The following is a 21,301-nucleotide window of genomic DNA, read 5'->3' on the forward strand; positions in this document are numbered from 1 at the left end:
GTGAGTTTAAAAGCGAGGGAGTAATCGCGCTGAGTTCTTTTAGTTGTTGATTTCATAACACTCTCCAATTTTGGGGGGTGGAAAGTGTCAACCTTATTTAGGACGGCACAGATGGTTAAAAGAAAGCCCAGCAGTTTGCTGGGCTTTTTGTTTGTAGAAAAACAATAATGTTTAAGCGTTTTCGTTTAAGTAGTTTAATACGACTTCGTGGTGATCTTTGGTTTTGAACTTGTTGAACACATGTTCGATCACGCCTTCTTCATTGATCAGAAAGCTAATGCGGTGAAGACCGTCGTATACTTTGCCCATGAATTTCTTTTCGCCCCAAACGCCGAACTGGTCTGCAACGGCATGATTTTCATCTGAAAGCAGAGTGAAGTTTAAATCATCGCGCTCGATGAACTTGCCTAGGCGCTTTACAGGGTCGATGCTTACGCCGAGTACCACCACGTTATGTGCATCGAGTTCAGCTTTGATGTCACGAAGGCCTTTTGCTTGTGTAGTACAACCCGGCGTCATCGCCTTAGGGTAAAAGTAGAAAAGTACTTTCTTGCCTTTAAAGTCTTCAAGAGAAACGGTATTTCCGTCTTGGTCGAGCAAAGAGAAGGCTGGCGCTGGCGAGCCTGCTGTCAGCGTATTCATTTTGATTTCCTTTACTTTATAGTGTGTTTTTAATGAAATTCAGAGAACCTTGTACGTTGAGCGACTTACAAAGTTCATCGAAGTCTTCTTGTAACTGCATCAAATTAAAATCCGCGCTTACAGATGCAGTAATCGCAATATGAAACTGGTCAGAATCGAGTTGAATTTTCGACTTGCTGATGGTTTGCGCGCTAAGAGAGTCTAAACCAATCTGCTGATCAGCGAAGAACTTAGTAAATTTTTCAGTTAACCCAGGGCGGTCTTCAGACTCAATAAACACTTCCATGGTGTAGCTGTTATCGAGTAGTTCGTGCGCCGCTGTGCGTTTCATGATCGTAATAAGGTCATGTTCTTGGCCAAGCAGGGGCAATTGCGTTTCAACTCGAGTCACGCTGCTGGCGTTCCCAGTCAGGAGCATGATCAGCGTAAATTCGCTGCCAAAGATAGCGATACGGCTATCGACTATGTTACAACCAGCTTGAGTAACGAGCTGTACGACTTGGTTACAAATGCCTGGACGGTCCGTTCCAACTGCTGTAAGTACCAGATGTTGCTTCATAAATGAGCTTCTTGTCCTTTCTTCAATAGAGAGATGTTAGCACAGATATTGCGAAGAAATATCGAGCCAGTTCTTTTTTAGTCCATAAAAAAGCAGTCGGAGCTTGAGGGGAGTGGTGGGAAATAAACAGTAAATGCAGGCTATAGGATAAACAAAACGTTTGCATGATGTGCTTGCCTATTGTCTGGCCGTTTTATTCACTTAGATCTGACTTGGCTAACAAGACCAAAGAGTATATTTTCCTTGCTTGTGCTCTTCAGTATTTTCCAAATCACTGATAGATTCTAAAGTCACTCGAAAGCCCAACACGATTATCAATATTGCCGTTAATCAAACCAAATAGAGCAATTAAGTTGCTAGACCTCTAACAACTGATAATTATTCATTCATTTGTACTTTGTAAGCGAGTTTACGCTCTTGTGTTTTTCAATCGCATTACAGTACCATGCAGAAAGAGTTAAATGAGGGAGATAAACATGTTTTCAGGAAGTATCGTAGCGCTGATTACGCCATTCAAAGCAGATGGCGAAGTAGACTTTGACGGTCTGCAAAAGCTAGTAGAGTACCACGTTGAAGCGGGTACAGACGGTATTGTGGCAGTAGGCACAACAGGTGAGTCAGCGACACTGACCATTGAAGAGCATGTGAAGGTCGTTAATAAAACTGTTGAGTTTGCCGACGGTCGCATCCCTGTGATTGCTGGCACGGGTGCAAATGCAACCCATGAGGCAGTAACATTTAGCAAATTACTGGCTGATTCTGGTATTGCTGGCTTCCTGAGTGTGACACCGTATTACAACAAACCAACTCAAGAGGGTTTGTTTTTACATTACAAGGCAATTGCCGAAGCGAGTGATGTGCCTCTAATTTTGTACAACGTACCAGGCCGTACTGCTGTTGATATGCAGCCAGAAACAGTGGCACGCTTGTCAAAGCTTGATAATATCGTGGCTCTAAAAGATGCAACGGGCGATTTGGAACGAATTGCAATTCATCGTGAACTTTGTGGCGAAGATTTTATCTTACTAAGTGGCGATGATGCGACAGGGCTGGATTTTGTGAAACTTGGCGGCAATGGTGTTATCTCAGTAACGAACAATATTGCAGCTAAAGACATGGCAGACATGTTCCATTTGGCAAGTGAAGGTAAGTACGAAGAAGCAGAAGCGATTAACCAACGCTTGATGACTCTACACAAAAACCTTTTCATCGAAGCAAGCCCTATCCCAGTAAAATGGGCAGCGCAAAAGCTTGGTTTGATTGAAGAAGGTGGTTTGCGTCTTCCTTTAACTACGCTTTCTGAAAAATCGCAGCCGATCGTCGAGCAGGCGCTAACAGACGCCCATATTTATTAAGATTGAGTTACTAGGATTGAAGTTCATACTGGGGGCCAAAGCGCCCTCGGTGTTTTAGGAGTATAGATGAAGCTTTCAAGCCAGTTAGTGTTAAGTTCATTAGCTGTATTCGTATTGACTGCCTGTTCAGGTGGTGCCAATCAACGTCGTCAAGCAAAAGATGACTTCGAGTATTTGAACTCCCCCAATTTGGGTGAGTGGAATGTCCCACAGGGTGCACAGCCTCAGTTTTACCCTAACTACGAGATCCCTCAGGGTAACTACGCTGGTGGTGTCGGTAAAGATGTCGACATTCGTCCACCTCAACAAGTCCTAGAGCTTATTCCCGGTGCACGTCTAGACCGCAGTAGTGATGGTGAAGTGACACTTTGGCTACTTCGTAAAGATGAACTAGATAAAGTTTGGCAAACGGTGCAAAACATGGTCGCGGCTAACGAGATTCCAGTTGAAAGCCAAACAGACTCTCGCATCGAGACAGGATGGGTGACTTGGGATTCGCCAGATGAAGAGCTAGAAATTGGCAGCCGATATGAAATCGTACGCGCTGAAGCAAATGGTCGACACGGCTTTAAGGTTAGCCTTATTGACTGGCGTGAAGGCAATCAAGTGAAAGAAGTAACGGCGACCAACCGTGAGCGCTACAATGTGTTCATGACGAACTTGGTCACCGCTCGCTACGATCAAGAAGTGCGTGAAGAAGCACAGCGTAAAGCGCAAGAGTTGGTTAAACAGATCCCAATCACAATGGGTAAAGACCGCAGCGGACTTCCTGTGATTATCGCGCGTGCGCAATACAACATGCTTTGGCAGCGTCTGCCTAATATTCTACCTAAGATGGGCTTTAAGATTGAAGAGCGTAGCCAGTCTCAGGGCACAATCACTGCGAAATATGCGTCTCCGGATGATGAATTCTGGAACGATATCGGCGTTAAACCAGTGGAGTTAGCCGCTGGTAAGTACACATTCTTACTTGGTGATTTAGGCAACCGTACGTCTATCAATATCACCGACTCCTCTGGCAAGCCAGTAGAAGAAGAGTTTTTGAAATCACTAGCGCCTGTATTGGCTGCAACAGTGAAGCAGTAAACAAAGTGAGCTTAACGCGGCGTGTTTACTTAATGATAGAAAAGGGACCTAGTGGTCCCTTTTTTGATGTTTAGATTAAATGTGTCGAGATGAAGCTGGTGAGTAACTAACGAGGCTCGTTTTTGTTTTTATCTTCTTCAGCGTAGCGCTGTTTATCCAATGTGTTCAGCTTATCTAAATCGTTCTTACGGCTTTTATCCATCTGACCAAACTTCATTTTTGCGGTGTATTTGAGTGCGGCAATATTACCAATGACCACGCTCAACACTACAATAATAATGACCCAAGGATTGGTTAGTATTTCTATCATAGAGCCTCCGGCGGCGTGATATTGTGAATAAATTTGGCAACGACGTTATCCAAATTATTCAGTATGACGTCAATCCCTGCAATGTTGTTGGTCTGATTTTGTTTAATCAACTGGCTGCTGAGTACATCAAGCGTCAACTGCTTGAGACATTGCTGCCCGACAGCGCGGTGACTAATGTGCCAAGGCTCAATCGAAACGCCACCTAAATCGTGCTGATAAGGAAAGAAGAAACCGAACCGACCAAGGTTGGCTTTTAACCATTGGTAGAACGCCTGCTGGTGGCCTTCAAGATACTCCCAAGGTTCCAACTTGAGTTTTGTGTCAGCAGGCAATAAATTGCGCGCATAGACATCAAAATCACACCCCCAATGATGACGACTTCCTCCGGGCAATGCCGACCAGCGCAAAATGGCCATCAATTTCTCTTCGTCATTTAACTCTGCTTTATTCAAAGGGCGTGAGTTGATGTCGAGAATTGGCAACTCACCAGAAAACTTCCCGTTCCAGATGGCTTTTTGGCGATTAAAGTCACGAAAACCACTGGCGATTTCCATTTTGAAACCTGCTTCTGTTGCCGCTTCAATCATCTTTAGCAGATCGTCAGCCACTTCAGGGTGGAGTAGAAACGCTTTTTGCCCCACTAGTGTGGATTGAAGATGAGAATCAGTGATTCCGGTGAGTTGCTCTGGTGTCATTGTGTTCTCGCTGATTACTTCGCCAATAGGTGTTTCAACGTGTTTTCGTACATGTCCGTCAACTTTTCAAGATCGTCGACTTTCACACACTCGTTCACTTTATGAATCGTAGCGTTAACAGGGCCTAACTCTACGACTTGACCTCCCATTCGAGCAATAAAACGACCATCAGACGTACCGCCAGTTGTAAGTAGCGCTGGCTTCGTATCATTGACTTCGGCCACAGCAGCTACAACCGCGTCTAGCAGTGCGCCCGTATCGGTCAGGAATGGGGCTCCGTTGAATGTCCATTTTAGGTCGTAGTCCAGCTCATGCTTGTCCAATGTTTCGGTAACACGCTGAACAATTGCGTCATTGTTAAGCTCAGTACTAAAACGTAGGTTGAACTGAACATGGAACTCGCCAGGAATAACGTTAGACGCACCAGTGCCAGCCGATACATTCGGGATCTGGAAACTAGTCGGTGGGAAGTAATCATTCCCTTTGTCCCATTCTGTCGTCGCGAGTTCATGAATCGCGAGTAGAGACTCGTGCACTGGATTGCTGGCTAGGTGAGGGTAGGCCACGTGACCTTGTGTTCCTTTTACCGTTAAATCACCAGTGATGGATCCACGGCGTCCATTTTTCACTACATCGCCAACCACGTCGGTGCTGGATGGTTCACCAACAATACACATATCGATGTTCTCACCACGTTCCATCAACGTTTCTACAACGCGAACTGTACCGTTGATAAATGGCCCTTCTTCATCCGACGTAATTAAGAAGCCAATTGAGCCTTTGTGGTCTGGGTTTTCTTCAATGAAGCGTTCGACAGCAACGACCATAGCAGCTAGCGACCCTTTCATGTCAGCTGCGCCGCGGCCATGCAAGTAACCATCAATAATGGTCGGTTCAAACGGATGTGTATTCCAGTGTTCCAATTTGCCAGCTGGTACCACATCGGTGTGGCCAGCAAACGCAAATAGCGGTGCTTCTGAACCACGTCGAGCCCAGAAGTTCGTGGTGTCTTCAAATACCATCACTTCAATTTCAAACCCGAGTGCTTTTAAGCGCTCGATCATCAAATCCTGACAACCTGCGTCTTCCGGCGTTACGGACTGTCTACTGATCAGATCTTTAGCAAGTGCCAATACTGGACTGTCTGTCATCCTTGAGTATTCCTTTATTTAAGAGTTGAAAATGCTAGCGTATTGATCAGCTTTAAAACCGATATGAAGTTGATCATTCACTTTTAAAATTGGGCGTTTAATCATCGCAGGGTTTTCTACCAAAAGAGCGATGGCGTTTTCCTCGTTAAGTGTGTCTTTCTGCTCTTGCGCTAATTGGCGGTAGGTTGTGCCACGTTTATTGAGCACCTGTTCCCAACCTAAAGCGCGACAAAATTCACTTACCATTTCTGCATCAATGCCTTGCTTACGGTAGTCATGGAAGTCGTAAGCAATATCCTCGGCTTCTAACCATTTCTTGGCTTTTTTGATCGTATCGCAGTTGGGAATACCAAACATGGTAATCGACATAGTGTTTCCTTTTTCTTTGTTCTATTTTTCACTGGCGCGGTTAAGACGCACTTAAGTGATTTGGGCTGTTAAAGCATCCTATCAAGAAGCAATCAAACTGACAAAATGCGGTGGAAAATATTTTCAGATAGATTGAGATAACTAATGCCACATAACTTATTTACGATGAATGCGCTATAAATCGAATAAAAAATCGTCTAAATCAAATGGAAAAGTCGAGTTATTGATCAAACGCAACACCTCGCTGAGCAAAAACGAAATAATGAATCAGCACAATTTTAGGAGGTGTCAATGGAATTGAGTCCTGTTTTTGCAAGGCGGCTATATTTGGCCTTGTTGGTGGAAAACCTAGAAAGGCCGAATGTGCCAAAGTTGATCGAAAAAACGGGGTGGCCTCGTCGTACTATTCAAGATGTACTCAAGGCGTTACCTGGGATCGGCATTGAACTCATATTCGTTCAAGATGGCCGACGTCATAATGACGGCTATTATCAACTTTCAGATTGGGGGCCTTTTGATAGCCAATGGGTTCTAGAGCGGGAGAGAGATATCGCTAGCAGCCTTGGATTTCGTGCATAAGCCAGCAATTGCTGGCTTTTTTCATATTCAGGCCTCATCCATTGCAGCGGTAGGCGGAACCCAGTACGCTAAATGAAGTGATAAAATCTTGTGGGGAAACCATAAAAACGGTGTCCGCATCGATAGCCGCTGCATTGTTTTTTAAATCGTTCATCGCGCCTTGCATCATCGCGTCATTAGTCATGAAAATGTAGTTATACCAATGGCCTTCACTTCCAGTAACTTCGCCTTTGTATTCGCATCGCTCAGGGTCGAATTGCGCGTCAATGCGAATATGAACATCTTGACTTTGAGCATGAGTAAGATGAGAAGGCATCGTGCAACCCGTTAGAAGCACGACAAAAAGTCCAAGTAACAGGCGTTTCATTAGCTATTTCCCCAATACTATGTAAGCAGCAAAGCCAATCCAGCTCAGGACAAGTAGTGTCCAAGGCAGTTTGCTTGATGAATGGTTTGGCGCATCGTCGGTGATATTGTCTTGTTCGATAATCTCTTCATGCTGACGTTGTTTTTCACGTTGCTGTTTTTTCTTCGCTTTATCGGCTTGGCGGTTGCGCTCTTTTTGTTGTTTCTTATATTGCGCGATGCCTTTTTCGATACCTTGAGCGATGAGCTTGGTTTGCTCTTTGGTTTGGCCGGGCTTTTGCGTGGATTTAGCAATTCTCATCGCTTCGGCTTGAGTTTCTTGAGAAGGCGCTGGGGTAGCTGGAGTTCTTTTTTTCATGTTTCTCATCAACGTCGCTGTAAATCTTTGTTTAGTTTACCTGTGTAAGGTGCTGAAATGAACTTCAGTTCTCATCTTTGTTGGCTTGCAACTCTGAAACGATAGGTTAAAGTGACGTTTTTATCACATAAAGAAGAAGATGTTGTGCGCTATTCGTTTGACCAATATGACGCTCATGGATTTTTAAAGGCGCCGATCATTTTATGGGTGGGATGGATGTTTCTTGTGCGTTCATGGGTGGTGTTTGCCATGGCTGGTGTAAGTCGTGATAGTGGCAGCAAGCTACTCGCTATTGTTTACCCAGATTCAAGTACGTTGTATTTAGGTTTGGCGATGGGCATTCCAAGTTTGCTTCTTATGTGGTTAATGGGGCTTCGTCATCCCGACAGAGGATGGGTAAACAGAATTACTCGCTATGGTCGCGAGATCACTTTGATCTTGTGCGGTATTCAACTTGCTCAGACCATGTATCATGTGTACCTAGAACATGGAGTGTTTAATTGGGCAAACGCCCTTACCATTACCTTATTAGCTTGGTTTATGATCTATCTTCTAAATGGAAGATGGGTAAAAGACTGTTTTCATGTGCCACAATTGGCGCGCGATGAACAGCAGCATTCAAAGAATTAAAAACAATAACTTCCCACTCTGGGGCAAAGTAATAGAGGAAACCTCAATGTCACAAGCTCAAACGGCGATCGTGCCAGAAGCCGGGCCATTTGCACTGTACACTCAACTCAAAGTGAACCAAAACCGTGAAAACGTATTAGAAAAACTGAAAGCACTGCCAAAGTTGGTGGAAGAGTTAAACATTACCCAGCCGGGTGCAGCGCTGACGCTTTCTATCGCATTCACAAAATCGTTTTGGGAACACCTTAATGTAGACGCGCCAGAAGAGCTTATTGATTTTACTCAACTTGGCGAAGGTGACATCGTTGCTCCAGCAACAGACGTAGATGTACTGATTCACTGTCACTCGACTCGTCACGACTTGCATTTTTACGTGTTGCGTAAGTTCCTAGAAGAGACGGCACAAGATGTCACCATTGTGGACGAAACATATGGGTACCGTTACCTTGATGCTCGTGATATGACAGACTTCATTGATGGCACAGAAAACCCGAAAGGGGAGGCTCGCGCTGATGTGGCTCTAGTAAAAGAGGGCCCATTTGCTGGAGGCAGTTATGTTATGGCTCAGCGCTTTGAACATAACCTTGCCGCTTGGAATCGATTGAATGTCAAAGCGCAAGAAAAAGTGATTGGTCGTACCAAGCCAGACTCTATCGAGCTAGAAGACGTTCCTGCTGCATCACACGTTGGTCGAGTTGATATCAAAGAAGAAGGTAAAGGTTTGAAGATTGTTCGCCACAGCTTACCATACGGGACGGTAACAGGGCCTCATGGCCTGCTGTTTATTTCTTACTGCAATACACTTCATAACATTAAAGTGATGCTAGAAAGTATGTACGGCGTGACAGATGGTAAAACAGACCAAATGCTTCGTTTCACAACAGCGGTAACTGGTGCGTACTTCTTCGCTCCTTCACAAGAAATGCTCGCAGAGCTAGCCATCAAGTAAGTTCTCAGACTTTATTTCTTAAGCCCTCCAATTGGAGGGCTTTTGTTTTCTATTTCTATTCCAATCTCTTTTCAAAAAACACTAAACTTTTCTGTTACTTGGTCGATAAGTACTCAAAGCCTTAATTTTAGGACTCTTTATTCGTGGCGATCACCGTTAATACCAATGTTGCAGCACTTGTCGCACAGCGTCATTTGACCAGTGCAACTGACATGCTGAACCAATCCATGGAGCGTTTGTCTTCAGGGAAACGTATTAACAGCGCAAAAGATGACGCGGCGGGTCTGCAAATCTCCAACCGTCTACAATCGCAAATGCGTGGTTTGGATGTCGCGGTACGTAACGCGAATGACGGCATTTCTATAATGCAAACCGCCGAAGGGGCGATGAATGAAGTGACTAACATTATGCAACGTATGCGTGATTTGTCGCTTCAATCAGCTAACGGTTCAAACAGCAAAGCGGAGCGCACTGCACTGCAAGAAGAAGTCTCTGCTTTAAATGATGAGTTAAGTCGTATTGCAGAAACGACCTCCTTTGGCGGACGTAAATTGCTGAATGGCACATTCGGTACATCGTCTTTTCAAATCGGTGCAACGGCTGGTGAAGCGGTACAAATTGGCCTGCGGACCATGCAGCCGGAATCTTTAGGTAGCTTTTCAATGAGCTCATATCAAAGAGTCAGTTCAGATTGGACGGTTCAAAACGGAAATAATGAAATTGTTATCAGCTACCGTGATAACAATTTTGAAGAGCAGGAGATCCGTATTGAAGCTAAAGCTGGCGACGATATAGAAGAACTCGCGACTTACATTAATGGGCAAACCGATAAAGTGAAAGCGTCTGTTAATGAAGAGGGGCAACTGCAGTTACTCATGTCCCACAAGGACGCCATAAAATACCCTGGACCAACCTTCAGTGGTGGCCTGGCTGATGAGTTAGAACTTGGCAAGTATGTCACCGTAAATAGAACGGTAGATAGTATTGATATTAGCACGGTCGGTGGCGCTCAGATGGCGGTCGGCATTTTAGATGATGCTTTGAAAACGGTAGATGGCAGTCGTGCGGAGTTAGGCGCGTATCAAAACCGCTTTAATCACGCGATCAATAATCTCGATAACATCCACGAAAACTTAGCCGCTTCCAACAGTCGTATCCAAGACACTGACTATGCCAAAGAAACTACGCAAATGGTGAAGCAGCAGATTTTACAACAGGTCAGTACTTCTATTCTGGCGCAAGCAAAACAAGCGCCAAACCTAGCATTGACCTTGCTTGGCTGATGAACGGCCTTGCCCGAATTTAACGCAAAACCTGCCTGTATCGACAATTCGAAAAGAAGCTTTAGCGAAAAATGAAAGTTTTTTTGCTTTTTTATCCGCTTTGTCACGATTACCCCTCCAAACGAATTATTTTCAAAAAAATCTAAATTTTCTCTAAAGAAAACAGGGCATGCGCCGTTAATAAAAGTAACTTTGAGAGAACTACTTGGTTTTCCGAGACGTCGGAAACCGCTACACCGGAAAATCAATTGGAGAAATCACCATGGCAGTGAATGTAAACACTAACGTATCAGCGATGACCGCTCAGCGTTACCTAAACAACGCAAACTCAGCTCAACAAACTTCTATGGAGCGTTTGTCTTCGGGTTTCAAAATCAACAGCGCAAAAGATGACGCTGCGGGTCTGCAAATCTCGAACCGTTTGAACGTACAAAGCCGTGGTTTGGATGTAGCGGTTCGCAACGCGAACGACGGTATCTCGATTGCACAAACTGCTGAAGGTGCAATGAATGAGACCACTAATATTCTTCAACGTATGCGTGACTTGTCTCTGCAATCAGCAAACGGTTCAAACTCGAAAGCAGAACGTGTGGCGATTCAAGAAGAAGTGACCGCGCTAAACGACGAACTAAACCGTATCGCAGAAACCACTTCTTTCGGTGGTAACAAGCTACTAAACGGCACACACGGTGCGAAATCGTTCCAAATCGGTGCGGATAACGGTGAAGCAGTGATGCTTGAGCTAAAAGACATGCGCTCAGACAACAAAATGATGGGCGGTGTGAGCTACCAAGCTGAAAGTGGTAAAGGTAAAGACTGGAACGTTGCTGAAGGTAAGAACGACCTAAAAATCAACCTAACGGACAGCTACGGCCAAGAGCAAGAAATCAACATCAGCGCAAAAGCGGGTGACGATATCGAAGAGCTTGCGACTTACATTAACGGTCAAACTGACCTAGTGAAAGCCTCAGTAGACCAAGACGGTAAACTGCAAATCTTTGCTGGCAACAACAAAGTCGAAGGCGAAGTCGAGTTTTCAGGCGGCCTATCTGGTGAGCTAGGTTTGGGCGAAGGTAAAAAAGTAACGGTAGATACTATCGACGTAACCTCAGTTGGTGGCGCACAAGAATCTGTTGCTATCATCGATGCAGCACTGAAATACGTAGACAGCCACCGCGCAGAGCTAGGTGCATTCCAGAACCGTTTCAACCACGCAATCAGCAACTTGGACAACATTAACGAGAACGTGAATGCGTCGAAGAGCCGTATCAAAGATACAGATTTCGCGAAAGAAACGACGGCAATGACCAAGTCACAAATTCTATCGCAAGCGTCAAGCTCAATCCTTGCGCAAGCGAAACAAGCGCCAAACTCAGCGCTAAGTCTGCTAGGTTAATTTCAAACCTAAGACGAGAACCTCATTGGCTCGTGGTGAGAGATGAGCGAGTAAACCCAGCTTCGGCTGGGTTTTTTTCTGTCTTTTGGGGCCCCAGGATTTCTGCGAATCACGACATTAGAGCTTCATCACATTTCAGTAAGCCAAAGAAAATAATCGCAAAAAATTGAAAATTTCTTCTAAAGGATATTCATCGGTCGCCGTTAAAGGGACTGAGAGAAATGAGATGTACCTAAGTGAGGTGAGAGACACGACGGTACATTCACTAAAGCCTTAAGGAGATCAATTATGGCGATTAACGTTAATACTAACGTTTCTGCGATGACTGCACAGCGTTACCTAAACCAGGCAGCTGACGGTCAACAAAAATCAATGGAGCGTTTGTCTTCGGGTTATAAAATCAATAGCGCGAAAGACGATGCTGCAGGTCTACAGATTTCAAACCGCTTGAATGCACAAAGCCGTGGCCTAGACATGGCAGTGAAAAACGCAAACGACGGTATTTCTATTGCACAGGTTGCTGAAGGTGCAATGAATGAATCTACCAACATCCTACAACGTATGCGTGATCTTTCGCTTCAATCTGCGAACGGTTCTAACTCAAAAGCAGAGCGTGTAGCGATCCAAGAAGAAGTAACAGCGCTAAACGACGAGCTAAACCGTATTGCTGAAACTACCTCTTTCGGTGGTAACAAGCTTCTAAACGGTACTTACGGTACTCAATCTTTCCAAATCGGTGCGGACTCAGGTGAAGCAGTGATGCTTTCTATGGGTAACCTACGCTCAGACACTTCAGCAATGGGTGGTAAGAGCTACGCAGCAGAAGAGGGTAAAGACGCATCTTGGACTGTTGGTGAGAAAACAGAGTTCAAAATGAGCTACACCAACAAGCAGGGTGAAGAGAAAGAGCTATCAATCAGCGCTAAGCAAGGCGATGATATTGAGCAGCTAGCGACATACATCAACGGTCAAAACGATGATGTAAAAGCCTCTGTTGGCGAAGATGGCAAACTACAAGTATTTGCTTCTTCTCAAAAAGTTGAAGGTGATGTTGAGTTTTCTGGCAACCTAGCAGACGAGATCGGCTTTGGTGGCCCGAAAGACGTAACAGTGAAAGACATCGATGTAACCACAGTAGCTGGCTCTCAAGAAGCAGTAGCGGTTATCGACGGTGCTCTTAAGTCCGTAGACAGCCAACGAGCTTCACTCGGTGCTTTCCAAAACCGCTTCAACCACGCAATCAGCAACCTAGACAACATTAACGAGAACGTTAACGCGTCTAAAAGCCGTATTAAAGATACTGATTACGCGAAGGAAACCACTGCGATGACTAAGTCGCAAATTCTTCAGCAAGCAAGTACTTCAATCCTGGCTCAAGCGAAGCAGTCTCCATCTGCAGCGCTAAGCTTGTTGGGCTAAGTGGTAAACCCAGCCTGAGGTCAACACCTTAGTGCTGGGGCACCAAAGCGATAGATTCTATCGTTAGCCCATAAGGTGGAAGGGAGATTGTAATGGATATATCCTCCTACGCATCGAACATCCAGCCTTACGGCACGCCAAATGGCACAAAGTTTGCAAGTAAAAATGGCAATGATATAGGCACGTCTAGCCCAGCAAATTCAAATGGTGAGATTTCGCCGCAAAAAGCGAAAAACACCGAATACGACTTCTCTGTTCAAGCTGCGATCGAGATGGCTGAAAGCCGTCAAGAACTGAACAAAGAAGAACGTGAAAAATTGGTCGCACAAATGAATGAATTTGTAACGTCCATAAACAAAGGAGTCGCATTTCGAGTGGATGAAGAATCCGGACGAGATGTGGTGACGATTTATGAAGCCAATACCGGTGACGTGATTCGTCAAATTCCTGATGAAGAAATGCTAGTGGTATTGCGTCGCCTAGCTGAGCACACAGCCAACAGCGGGTTGTTGACTGAAAAAGTGTAAGTCGTTTTTAGAGGTGATTTGATGAGTTTAGGCCCTTTGGGGATGTCTGGCGGCATGGATATTAATTCCATGGTCAGCAAAATTGTGGATGCCGAACGCGTACCAAAGCAGCAACGCATCGACAACGAACGCACGACAATTAATGCCAGTATCAGTGCTTACGGACGACTCAGAGAATCATTGGATACGATGAAAAATCTCATGGCGAACTTTCGTCAGGAGAAAGCATTTGCCGTTCGCACTGTCGAAACGACCGATGACAATATCGTATCTGCCACGGCAACCACAGATGCTATCGCTGGCAAATATGCTATCGATGTGTTGCAGCTTGCTCAGAGCCATAAAGTCGCTTCTGACGTATTGCCAGAAGACGCAAAATTTGGCCCTGGTAAGCTGCAGATTTCGCTTGGTGATGAGCGTTTTAATATCGATGTTCGTTCCCGATCTAAGCTCATCGATGTCGTACGTGGCATCAATGGCGCTAAAGATAACCCTGGCGTTCGTGCATCTCTTATTAACGACGTCGAAGGTCCACGCCTTATCCTTGCTTCTAACCTCTCTGGTAAGGATCATCAAATCAGAGTCAGTGTGGAGGCAGAAAAAGGCAACCCTCTTAAATATTTCGAATACCAAACACTTGAAGACCGCGTCAACGCGCTTGAAGAAGCTCGTTCAGCGGCGGAAGATGTCTTAGGTCCTCTTAAATTTCCGGAACAACCAGCAGAAGAGCTGGATGCAAACGGCAATCCTCTACCTCCAGAAGAGCAAAAAGCGGCAGACGATGTACAAGATGATGCATCGCAAGCGCCAATCTCTGCGGCGGGTGCAGAAGCAGCCAAAGCTGGTCAAGAAGCCATTGATGAAGCCAACCGACGCGCGAGTTTACGCCCTGAAGACAGAATTCCAGGGTGGACAGAAACTGCGTCAGGTACTTTGTTGGACTCTTATGAAGAACCAGAGCTCGAACTCGACGAAAAGGCAATAGAGAAGGCACCAGATGTACCAGGCTGGAATAATGCCGCATCGGGCACCCTAACCGATTCTTACGTTACGACGAAAGAGGCTAAGCAGCTTCTCGAGCAAGAAAAAGCGGAAATCGAGCAAAAAATTGCGAGTGAAAAGCAAGCGTTAGACGAAAAAGTGGCACGTGGTGAACTGTCCGAAGCGCAAGCTAAGCAAATTCATCGCGCTAAACTTGATCCTCAAGAACGTGAGCGTCTGGAAAAAATTGATGAAGCAGAAGCGAAAATCGCAAAGGCACAATCTGCTTTTGAAGAATACCTTGGGATGACAGAAGTACAAGCAGGGCAAGATTCAGAAGTTCTGCTTGATGGCGTGGCAAAGCTATCTAGCCACAACAATGTGATTGAAGATGCGATCGAAGGTGTTGATTTAACACTAAAAGGCAAATCAGAACCGAATAAACCGCCTGCTGAAATTGGTGTCGAGTACGACCGTCAAAGTGTACGCAACGATATCGAAAACTTTGTGGCAGCGTATAACTCGTTTTATCAAACCTCCCAAGCGTTGGCGAGTGTGGATCCGGTAACTGGTCAAAAAGGGCCGTTGTCAGGTGACAGCACCGTACGCAGTGCAGATTCACGATTAAAATCGGTTTTTTCTACTCGAATCGATAAAGCACCTGAAAACCTAAAGTCCTTAACAGAATTTGGCATTACGACCACACGTCAAGGCACACTAGAAATCAACTATGACATGCTAGACCGCCAGTTGAACAATAACTTCAACGAGTTAGAAAAGTTCTTCGGTGGCAACACAGGTTTTGCTAAACGAGTAGAAGATGCGATTCACGGTATCACAGGTATTACAGGCAGTATTCGTACTCGAGAAAAAAGTCTCACAGAACAAAATTACCGTTTGAGTGACGATCAAGCGGCATTAGATCGCCGCATGGAAAGCCTAGAGAAGCGTACTCATGCGAAGTTTACCGCGATGCAAGATGCGACCGGTAAAATGCAGGGCCAGTTGGGCGCTTTGATGAGTGCGTTGGGTTAATAAATGCAAAAAGAACTCATGGAAATTAGTGATATAGATCAACTAATTACGCAAGAATTAGAAAAAATTGATTTTAATGCTGAAGAAATTCTTCGCTTGGTCGATATCAGGGAACGGTTATTGCAAAACCTGTTACCAATTATTCATCAAAATCCTTTGGTTAAGCAGGATGCAGAGTGGCAAGCATTGCTAACTCGTACCAAAAGAATTGTCGAGCTGATGCTATCGGAAACGTCAAAGGTCGGAAAAGAGCTCCATAAGTTTCGTTATGGCCAGCGTTCACTTCAGCAGTACAAAAAATTTATTTAAAAGAGGATTACTATGCGCGGTTCTTTGCAAGCATACAAAAAGGTATCAGTCGACAGCCAGCTTAGCGCGGCTTCTCCGCACAAAGTCATTCAAATGCTTATGGCTGGTGCGATTGAGCGCCTTATTCAAGGTAAAGCAGCCATGCAAGCAGGCAATATTCCAGCAAAAGGTGAGCGCTTAGGTAAAGCGTTAGACATCATTATCGCGCTACGCAGCTGTCTATCTATGGATGACGGTGGTGATATTGCTTCAAACTTAGATTCACTGTATGAGTTTATGATCACGCAAATTTCTGCTGCTAACCATCAAAATGAGCCTCAGCTGATCGACGACGTTATCGATATTATCCGTGAGATCAAGTCCGCTTGGGACCAAATCCCAACAGAGTTTCATAATCTTACCGCTGCTGAAGTTGGTATTTAATAGTCAAAACAATGCGTTAAGATACTAGACGAATATATTTGTCAATTGCGCAACGAGTTGTGTAGCAAAGTTTCTATCAAGCTCACACCTCTCCATTGCTTGGTTGCCTTATTTTTATATTCAAATAAAATAGAAGCCATTAGTAGCCCTAATGGCTTTTTTGTTGCTGATTTTCCTATTTTGTCTATCGTAAATTGAGTGTGGTGGTTCTGCCTTCTTTAGCACCCAATTGCGCAAATCAAGGTTTGGCCGCAACGCACCTAAAATAAAGGCAATCATTCTTACTTATGCATGGTTTGGCAAAGCTGCTTGTAATTGATGATGACGCATCAAGTCGTTTAAATTTAAGCAATATATTGGAATTTGTTGGAGAAAATTGCGAAGCGGTCAGTTCTGATCAGCTCAGCGATGTTGATTGGTCTAGCGTATGGTCGTGCTGTATTGTTGGTAATATTCCAGCAGGTCAAGCGGCGAGTACGGTTATCTCTCATTTAAACAGCGCTTACCACATCCCTCTTCTAGTCATGGGCCGTTTTCCTTTGCCTGTTGATGATCTTCCAAATTTTGTTGGTGAACTAGAGCTGCCGCTTAATTACCCACAGCTTAGTGAAGCGTTACGCCACTGCAAAGATTTTCTGGGGCGAAAAGGAGTGAATGTTGTTGCTAGTGCACGCAAAAACACGCTTTTTCGCAGCTTAGTTGGTCAAAGTAGAGGTATTCAAGAAGTTCGACACCTGATTGAGCAAGTATCAAACACGGAAGCAAACGTGTTGATCTTAGGTGAGTCCGGTACGGGTAAAGAAGTTGTTGCGCGTAACATCCACTATCACTCTTCATACCGCGATGGCGCATTTGTACCTATTAACTGTGGTGCAATACCGCCTGAGCTCCTAGAAAGCGAATTATTTGGTCACGAAAAAGGCGCGTTTACTGGTGCGTTAACTGCCCGTAAAGGTCGATTTGAGCTCGCAGATGGTGGCACTATCTTTCTTGATGAGATTGGCGATATGCCAATGTCGATGCAAGTAAAGTTGCTTCGTGTATTGCAAGAACGCTGCTTTGAACGTGTAGGTGGCAATAGTACCATCAAGGTAAATGTTCGAGTTGTGGCGGCGACACACCGTAATCTAGAAAATATGATTGAAGAAGGCACGTTCCGAGAAGACTTGTTCTATCGTCTGAACGTGTTTCCAATTGAGATGCCAGCGCTGAAAGAGCGCAAACAAGATATACCATTGCTGCTGCAAGAACTGATGACACGTTTAGAGGCGGAAGGCGGACAACCTATCTGCTTTACACCTCGTGCAATCAACTCACTGATGGAGCATAACTGGCCGGGCAACGTACGCGAGTTGGCTAATCTTGTTGAGCGAATGATTATTCTGTATCCAAATAGCTTGGTGGATGTAAACCATCTACCAACCAAATATCGCTACAGTGACATCCCAGAGTTCCAACCAGAGAGCAATCCATTTGTTTCGGTGGAAGAGCAAGAGCGTGATGTATTCCAAGATATCTTCTCTGAAGATTTTAGCTTTGAAGATCAAGACGACCTTGATCACAGCATGAACGCCCCGCAAGCGCTGCCACCGGAAGGGGTTAATTTGAAAGAGCTGCTGGCTGATTTAGAAGTTAATATGATCAGCCAAGCATTAGAAGCGCAGGGTGGCGTTGTTGCAAGAGCGGCCGACATGCTGGGTATGCGACGTACTACGCTGGTGGAAAAAATGCGTAAGTACAACTTACAGCGCTAGGTAAAGTGAAGTTTTAAGACGATATCTGAATAATCACTTGGGCTGGTTAACATCGCTTTTCTGGCATCCAAAACCGTTATCTCTGAGTGTCAACTTATTGTCGATGGCTTAACGTCCTGATAAATATAAAAAAATAGCTTGGTACGCTAATTGCTTACCAAGCTATTTTAGTTTTAGCGGCGATATTTCGACAGGCAGTAATGGATAACAACACCAATCAATCCCATTTAGATTCCGTAGAGAATCAGGTTGAGCGCTACAAACAGGTGCTCGATGTGATGCCTGCTGGAGTGATTTTGCTCGATACGTACGGAGTAGTGCGTGAAGCAAATCCAGAAGCGCACCGAATTCTTGAGATTCCACTGGTTAACGAAAAATGGTTCAACGTTATCCAGGCGGTGTTTGACCCACGTGAAGATGATGGCCATGAAGTTTCCCTGCGGAATGGCCGTAAAGTTCGACTCGCCATCTCGGCGTCCACAACAGGTCAATTGATCCTGATTACCGATTTAACCGAAACCCGTTTACTTCAAGCTCGTGTCAGTGATTTACAGCGCTTATCGTCGTTAGGACGTATGGTTGCGTCGCTTGCTCACCAAGTAAGAACGCCGCTGTCGAGCGCTATGTTATATGCATCCAATTTGGGAGCGCCAAATCTTCCTCCAGCGACAAAAGATCGCTTCCAAACCAAATTAATGGATCGACTGCACGATTTGGAAAAGCAGGTTAATGATATGCTGCTTTTTGCTAAAGGTGGTGATAATAAAGTCATTAAGCCATTCACGATTGCCCAGTTGGTAGCGGAATATCAGCCGATGGTCGAAACCGCGCTAAAAAACAACAGTATTGATTACTGCCTAGAAGTGGAAGAAGAACAAACTGAGCTACTAGGCAATGCGAACGCCATTGCATCCGCATTAAGTAATCTGGTCATGAATGCGATTCAAATGTCTGGTAAAGAATCGCAAGTCGATATTTTTTTCCGCCCGGTAAATGGTGAGTTACGCATTTCTGTGCAAGACAGCGGACCGGGAGTGCCCGAAGAACTGCAAGCCAAAATCATGGAGCCATTTTTTACCACACGTTCTCAAGGAACTGGATTAGGGTTGGCAGTTGTTCAAATGGTTTGCCGTGCCCATGACGGTCGATTGGAACTTATTTCAGAGCAGGGTGATGGAGCCTGCTTCACCATGTGCATTCCGCTAGAGCGAGTGCAAACAGAAGCGCAATAAGCGGCTTTTGGTAATAACAATTTCTGGAGAATCATAATGGCGCAAAGCAAAGTGCTGATCGTAGAAGACGATGAAGGTCTTCGTGAAGCCCTAGTCGATACTCTGGCTCTGGCAGGGTATGAGTGGTTGGAAGCGGACTGTGCTGAAGATGCACTGTTAAAGCTGAAATCGAATACGGTTGATATCGTCGTTTCTGATGTGCAAATGGCGGGTATGGGTGGCTTAGCTCTGCTCAAAAGCATCAAGCAGAATTGGCCTAACTTACCAGTATTGCTAATGACGGCGTACGCCAATATTGAAGATGCCGTGTCGGCAATGAAAGACGGCGCGATTGACTACATGGCGAAACCATTTGCACCAGAAGTGTTGCTAAATATGGTCAGTCGTTATGCACCGATAAAAAGTGATGACAACGGTGACGCTATCGTTGCTGATGAGAAAAGTCTGAGCTTACTCGCGTTGGCCGATAAAGTGGCGCGTACAGATGCGAATGTTATGGTGCTAGGTCCGAGTGGCTCAGGTAAAGAAGTGATGTCGCGTTATATTCACAACGCGTCAAATCGTAAAAATGGTCCTTTTGTCGCAATTAACTGTGCCGCGATTCCTGACAATATGCTCGAAGCAACACTGTTTGGCTATGAAAAGGGCGCATTTACTGGTGCTGTTCAGGCATGCCCAGGAAAGTTTGAACAAGCGCAAGGTGGCACAATCTTGCTTGATGAAATCAGCGAAATGGATTTGAACCTGCAAGCGAAGTTGTTGCGTGTTTTGCAAGAGCGAGAAGTAGAGCGCCTTGGCAGTCGCAAAAGCATCAAGTTAGATGTTCGTGTGTTAGCGACGAGTAACCGTGATCTTAAGCAATACGTGTCAGAAGGAAACTTCAGAGAGGACTTATATTACCGCCTGAATGTATTCCCAATTGCGTGGCCTGCACTTAAAGAACGTAAAGGCGATATTGCACCGCTTGCCAAGCATCTTGCTGAGCGTCATTGCAGCAAAATGGGCATGCCAGTGCCTCAATTCTCGACCGTTGCGTTAGAAAAACTATTGCAATACCCTTGGCCGGGTAATGTTCGTGAATTGGATAACGTGGTTCAACGAGCGCTGATATTAAGTGAAAATGGCGACATCGATGCAGAGCACATTTTGCTTGAGGGCGTAGATTGGCAAGATGCCAATAGCTTGCAACACGTGGTGCAAAATGCAGATATGGTCGTGCCCAATGTTAAGCCAGTTGCTCAAGCTGAGAGTGTCAGCCGCCCAGTAACTGGTGGAGAAGGCTTAGGCAGCGAGCTGCGCGATCAAGAATACGCCATTATTTTGGAGACTTTGGTTGAGTGTAATGGTCGACGCAAAGAAATGGCGGAGAAACTGGGTATAAGCCCTCGAACCTTGCGCTATAAGCTTGCCAAAATGCGTGATGCTGGTATAGATATCCCGAATTAACACAGACAACGGCCATAAGACAAAAAGTGTAAGTAAATTGATTACTAATGTCTTATGGCACGTTAATTGCTGTGTCAATAATCAGTTTTGTTAATAGTCAATCTTTTGGCTTAGAGGTGCTAATGAAAATTGATGGTATTCAGGCAGAAATGCGCGCCATGATGGTAGAAGCAACCAATACGGCTCCTACTGCAAGTGGGGCGAAAGTTGGAGCAGATTTTAACGATCTCCTAACTAAAGCCATCAATAACGTGAACACACTTCAAAAAGCATCTGGTGATTTACAAACCCGTTTTGATCGTGGTGATGCCGATGTATCCCTTTCTGACGTTATGATCGCTCGTAACAAGTCTAGTGTCGCTTTTGATGCGACGGTTCAAATTCGCAATAAACTCGTTGAGGCATATAAAGACCTCATGAACATGCCAGTGTAATTTAGGTAATAAG

The 21,301-nt window shown here is 45.0% G+C and carries 24 protein-coding genes; 16 read left to right on the forward strand and 8 right to left on the reverse strand.

Features of this window, described 5'->3' with window-relative positions; translation table 11 throughout:
- Window positions 1–171: 171 nt before the first annotated feature.
- Both bcp and R7P64_RS09415 read right to left on the reverse strand, forming a co-directional pair.
- Window positions 172–642, reverse strand: coding sequence for a thioredoxin-dependent thiol peroxidase (gene bcp, locus R7P64_RS09410; RefSeq protein ID WP_258515195.1), 471 nt, complete (start codon window positions 640–642; stop codon window positions 172–174).
- 16 nt (window positions 643–658) lie between these two features.
- On the reverse strand, window positions 659–1,201 hold the full coding sequence (locus R7P64_RS09415) for a glycine cleavage system protein R (RefSeq protein WP_005380420.1): 543 nt from the start codon (window positions 1,199–1,201) through the stop codon (window positions 659–661).
- A 476-nt stretch (window positions 1,202–1,677) separates the two neighbouring features.
- Here R7P64_RS09415 and dapA point away from each other — a divergent pair, with 476 nt between their 5' ends.
- Window positions 1,678–2,556 (forward strand): 4-hydroxy-tetrahydrodipicolinate synthase, encoded by an 879-nt coding sequence (gene dapA, locus R7P64_RS09420; protein WP_005380422.1) that lies wholly within the window; start codon window positions 1,678–1,680, stop codon window positions 2,554–2,556.
- Window positions 2,557–2,622: 66 nt separating this feature from the next.
- A complete protein-coding gene (gene bamC / locus R7P64_RS09425) occupies window positions 2,623–3,642 on the forward strand; it encodes an outer membrane protein assembly factor BamC (RefSeq protein WP_005380424.1) in 1,020 nt (339 codons plus the stop codon).
- A 106-nt stretch (window positions 3,643–3,748) separates the two neighbouring features.
- On the opposite strand, the gene R7P64_RS09430 is transcribed toward bamC, so the two are convergent.
- Genes R7P64_RS09430 through R7P64_RS09445 form a run of 4 tightly spaced genes read right to left on the reverse strand, consistent with a single transcriptional unit; the run spans window position 3,749 to window position 6,167 of the window.
- Window positions 3,749–3,952: a DUF2897 family protein gene (locus R7P64_RS09430; RefSeq protein ID WP_005380425.1), complete on the reverse strand. Its 204-nt coding sequence runs from the start codon at window positions 3,950–3,952 to the stop codon at window positions 3,749–3,751.
- The gene (locus R7P64_RS09435) at window positions 3,949–4,647 is read right to left on the reverse strand and encodes a M15 family metallopeptidase (RefSeq protein ID WP_167415382.1); all 699 of its coding nucleotides are present in this window, start codon (window positions 4,645–4,647) and stop codon (window positions 3,949–3,951) included. The genes R7P64_RS09430 and R7P64_RS09435 overlap by 4 nt, the downstream gene beginning before the upstream one ends.
- Before the next feature lie 14 nt (window positions 4,648–4,661).
- On the reverse strand, window positions 4,662–5,798 hold the full coding sequence (gene dapE, locus R7P64_RS09440) for a succinyl-diaminopimelate desuccinylase (protein WP_213973573.1): 1,137 nt from the start codon (window positions 5,796–5,798) through the stop codon (window positions 4,662–4,664).
- Window positions 5,799–5,816: 18 nt separating this feature from the next.
- Window positions 5,817–6,167: an ArsC family reductase gene (locus R7P64_RS09445; protein ID WP_005380431.1), complete on the reverse strand. Its 351-nt coding sequence runs from the start codon at window positions 6,165–6,167 to the stop codon at window positions 5,817–5,819.
- A gap of 291 nt (window positions 6,168–6,458) precedes the next feature.
- Here R7P64_RS09445 and R7P64_RS09450 point away from each other — a divergent pair, with 291 nt between their 5' ends.
- Entirely contained in the window at window positions 6,459–6,746 is a 288-nt protein-coding gene (locus tag R7P64_RS09450) for a winged helix-turn-helix domain-containing protein (protein WP_005380433.1), read from the forward strand.
- Between the two features lie 34 nt (window positions 6,747–6,780).
- Here the strand turns inward: R7P64_RS09450 and R7P64_RS09455 are convergent, their stop codons facing one another.
- Window positions 6,781–7,113 carry a DUF4156 domain-containing protein gene (locus R7P64_RS09455; RefSeq protein WP_005380435.1) on the reverse strand — a complete coding sequence of 111 codons (333 nt, stop codon included), beginning with the start codon at window positions 7,111–7,113 and terminating at the stop codon, window positions 6,781–6,783.
- Window positions 7,114–7,116: 3 nt separating this feature from the next.
- Window positions 7,117–7,470: a DUF2956 domain-containing protein gene (locus R7P64_RS09460; RefSeq protein WP_169630860.1), complete on the reverse strand. Its 354-nt coding sequence runs from the start codon at window positions 7,468–7,470 to the stop codon at window positions 7,117–7,119.
- A gap of 144 nt (window positions 7,471–7,614) precedes the next feature.
- On the opposite strand from R7P64_RS09460, the gene R7P64_RS09465 reads away from it, so the two are divergent.
- The 13 genes from R7P64_RS09465 (at window position 7,615) to fliE (ending at window position 21,288) form a co-directional block, all read left to right on the forward strand.
- A complete protein-coding gene (locus tag R7P64_RS09465) occupies window positions 7,615–8,100 on the forward strand; it encodes a DUF2919 domain-containing protein (RefSeq protein WP_258474199.1) in 486 nt (161 codons plus the stop codon).
- Window positions 8,101–8,146: 46 nt separating this feature from the next.
- Complete coding sequence (locus R7P64_RS09470; protein ID WP_005387715.1) at window positions 8,147–9,049, forward strand: Dyp-type peroxidase; 903 nt, start codon at window positions 8,147–8,149, stop codon at window positions 9,047–9,049.
- Window positions 9,050–9,192: 143 nt separating this feature from the next.
- Window positions 9,193–10,332 (forward strand): flagellin, encoded by a 1,140-nt coding sequence (locus R7P64_RS09475; RefSeq protein ID WP_005380443.1) that lies wholly within the window; start codon window positions 9,193–9,195, stop codon window positions 10,330–10,332.
- A gap of 262 nt (window positions 10,333–10,594) precedes the next feature.
- Window positions 10,595–11,728: a flagellin gene (locus R7P64_RS09480; RefSeq protein ID WP_005380447.1), complete on the forward strand. Its 1,134-nt coding sequence runs from the start codon at window positions 10,595–10,597 to the stop codon at window positions 11,726–11,728.
- A 288-nt stretch (window positions 11,729–12,016) separates the two neighbouring features.
- Complete coding sequence (locus tag R7P64_RS09485; RefSeq protein WP_005380449.1) at window positions 12,017–13,147, forward strand: flagellin; 1,131 nt, start codon at window positions 12,017–12,019, stop codon at window positions 13,145–13,147.
- Between the two features lie 92 nt (window positions 13,148–13,239).
- Window positions 13,240–13,674: a flagellar protein FlaG gene (gene flaG, locus R7P64_RS09490; RefSeq protein WP_213880839.1), complete on the forward strand. Its 435-nt coding sequence runs from the start codon at window positions 13,240–13,242 to the stop codon at window positions 13,672–13,674.
- 21 nt (window positions 13,675–13,695) lie between these two features.
- Complete coding sequence (gene fliD, locus R7P64_RS09495; RefSeq protein ID WP_154205107.1) at window positions 13,696–15,690, forward strand: flagellar filament capping protein FliD; 1,995 nt, start codon at window positions 13,696–13,698, stop codon at window positions 15,688–15,690.
- A 3-nt stretch (window positions 15,691–15,693) separates the two neighbouring features.
- Window positions 15,694–15,999, forward strand: coding sequence for a flagellar protein FliT (locus R7P64_RS09500; RefSeq protein ID WP_258481782.1), 306 nt, complete (start codon window positions 15,694–15,696; stop codon window positions 15,997–15,999).
- Window positions 16,000–16,011: 12 nt separating this feature from the next.
- Window positions 16,012–16,422 (forward strand): flagellar export chaperone FliS, encoded by a 411-nt coding sequence (fliS, locus tag R7P64_RS09505; RefSeq protein ID WP_005380457.1) that lies wholly within the window; start codon window positions 16,012–16,014, stop codon window positions 16,420–16,422.
- A gap of 287 nt (window positions 16,423–16,709) precedes the next feature.
- A complete protein-coding gene (locus R7P64_RS09510) occupies window positions 16,710–18,176 on the forward strand; it encodes a sigma-54 dependent transcriptional regulator (RefSeq protein ID WP_005384490.1) in 1,467 nt (488 codons plus the stop codon).
- A 200-nt stretch (window positions 18,177–18,376) separates the two neighbouring features.
- Entirely contained in the window at window positions 18,377–19,408 is a 1,032-nt protein-coding gene (locus R7P64_RS09515; protein ID WP_005380459.1) for a sensor histidine kinase, read from the forward strand.
- 36 nt (window positions 19,409–19,444) lie between these two features.
- The gene (locus R7P64_RS09520) at window positions 19,445–20,854 is read left to right on the forward strand and encodes a sigma-54-dependent transcriptional regulator (RefSeq protein ID WP_005380460.1); all 1,410 of its coding nucleotides are present in this window, start codon (window positions 19,445–19,447) and stop codon (window positions 20,852–20,854) included.
- Between the two features lie 122 nt (window positions 20,855–20,976).
- Window positions 20,977–21,288, forward strand: coding sequence for a flagellar hook-basal body complex protein FliE (gene fliE / locus R7P64_RS09525; protein ID WP_005384482.1), 312 nt, complete (start codon window positions 20,977–20,979; stop codon window positions 21,286–21,288).
- The last annotated feature ends 13 nt before the right edge of the window (window positions 21,289–21,301 follow it).

Source organism: Vibrio sp. 2304, from assembly GCF_033339475.1.
GTDB classification, from domain to species: domain Bacteria; phylum Pseudomonadota; class Gammaproteobacteria; order Enterobacterales; family Vibrionaceae; genus Vibrio; species Vibrio alginolyticus.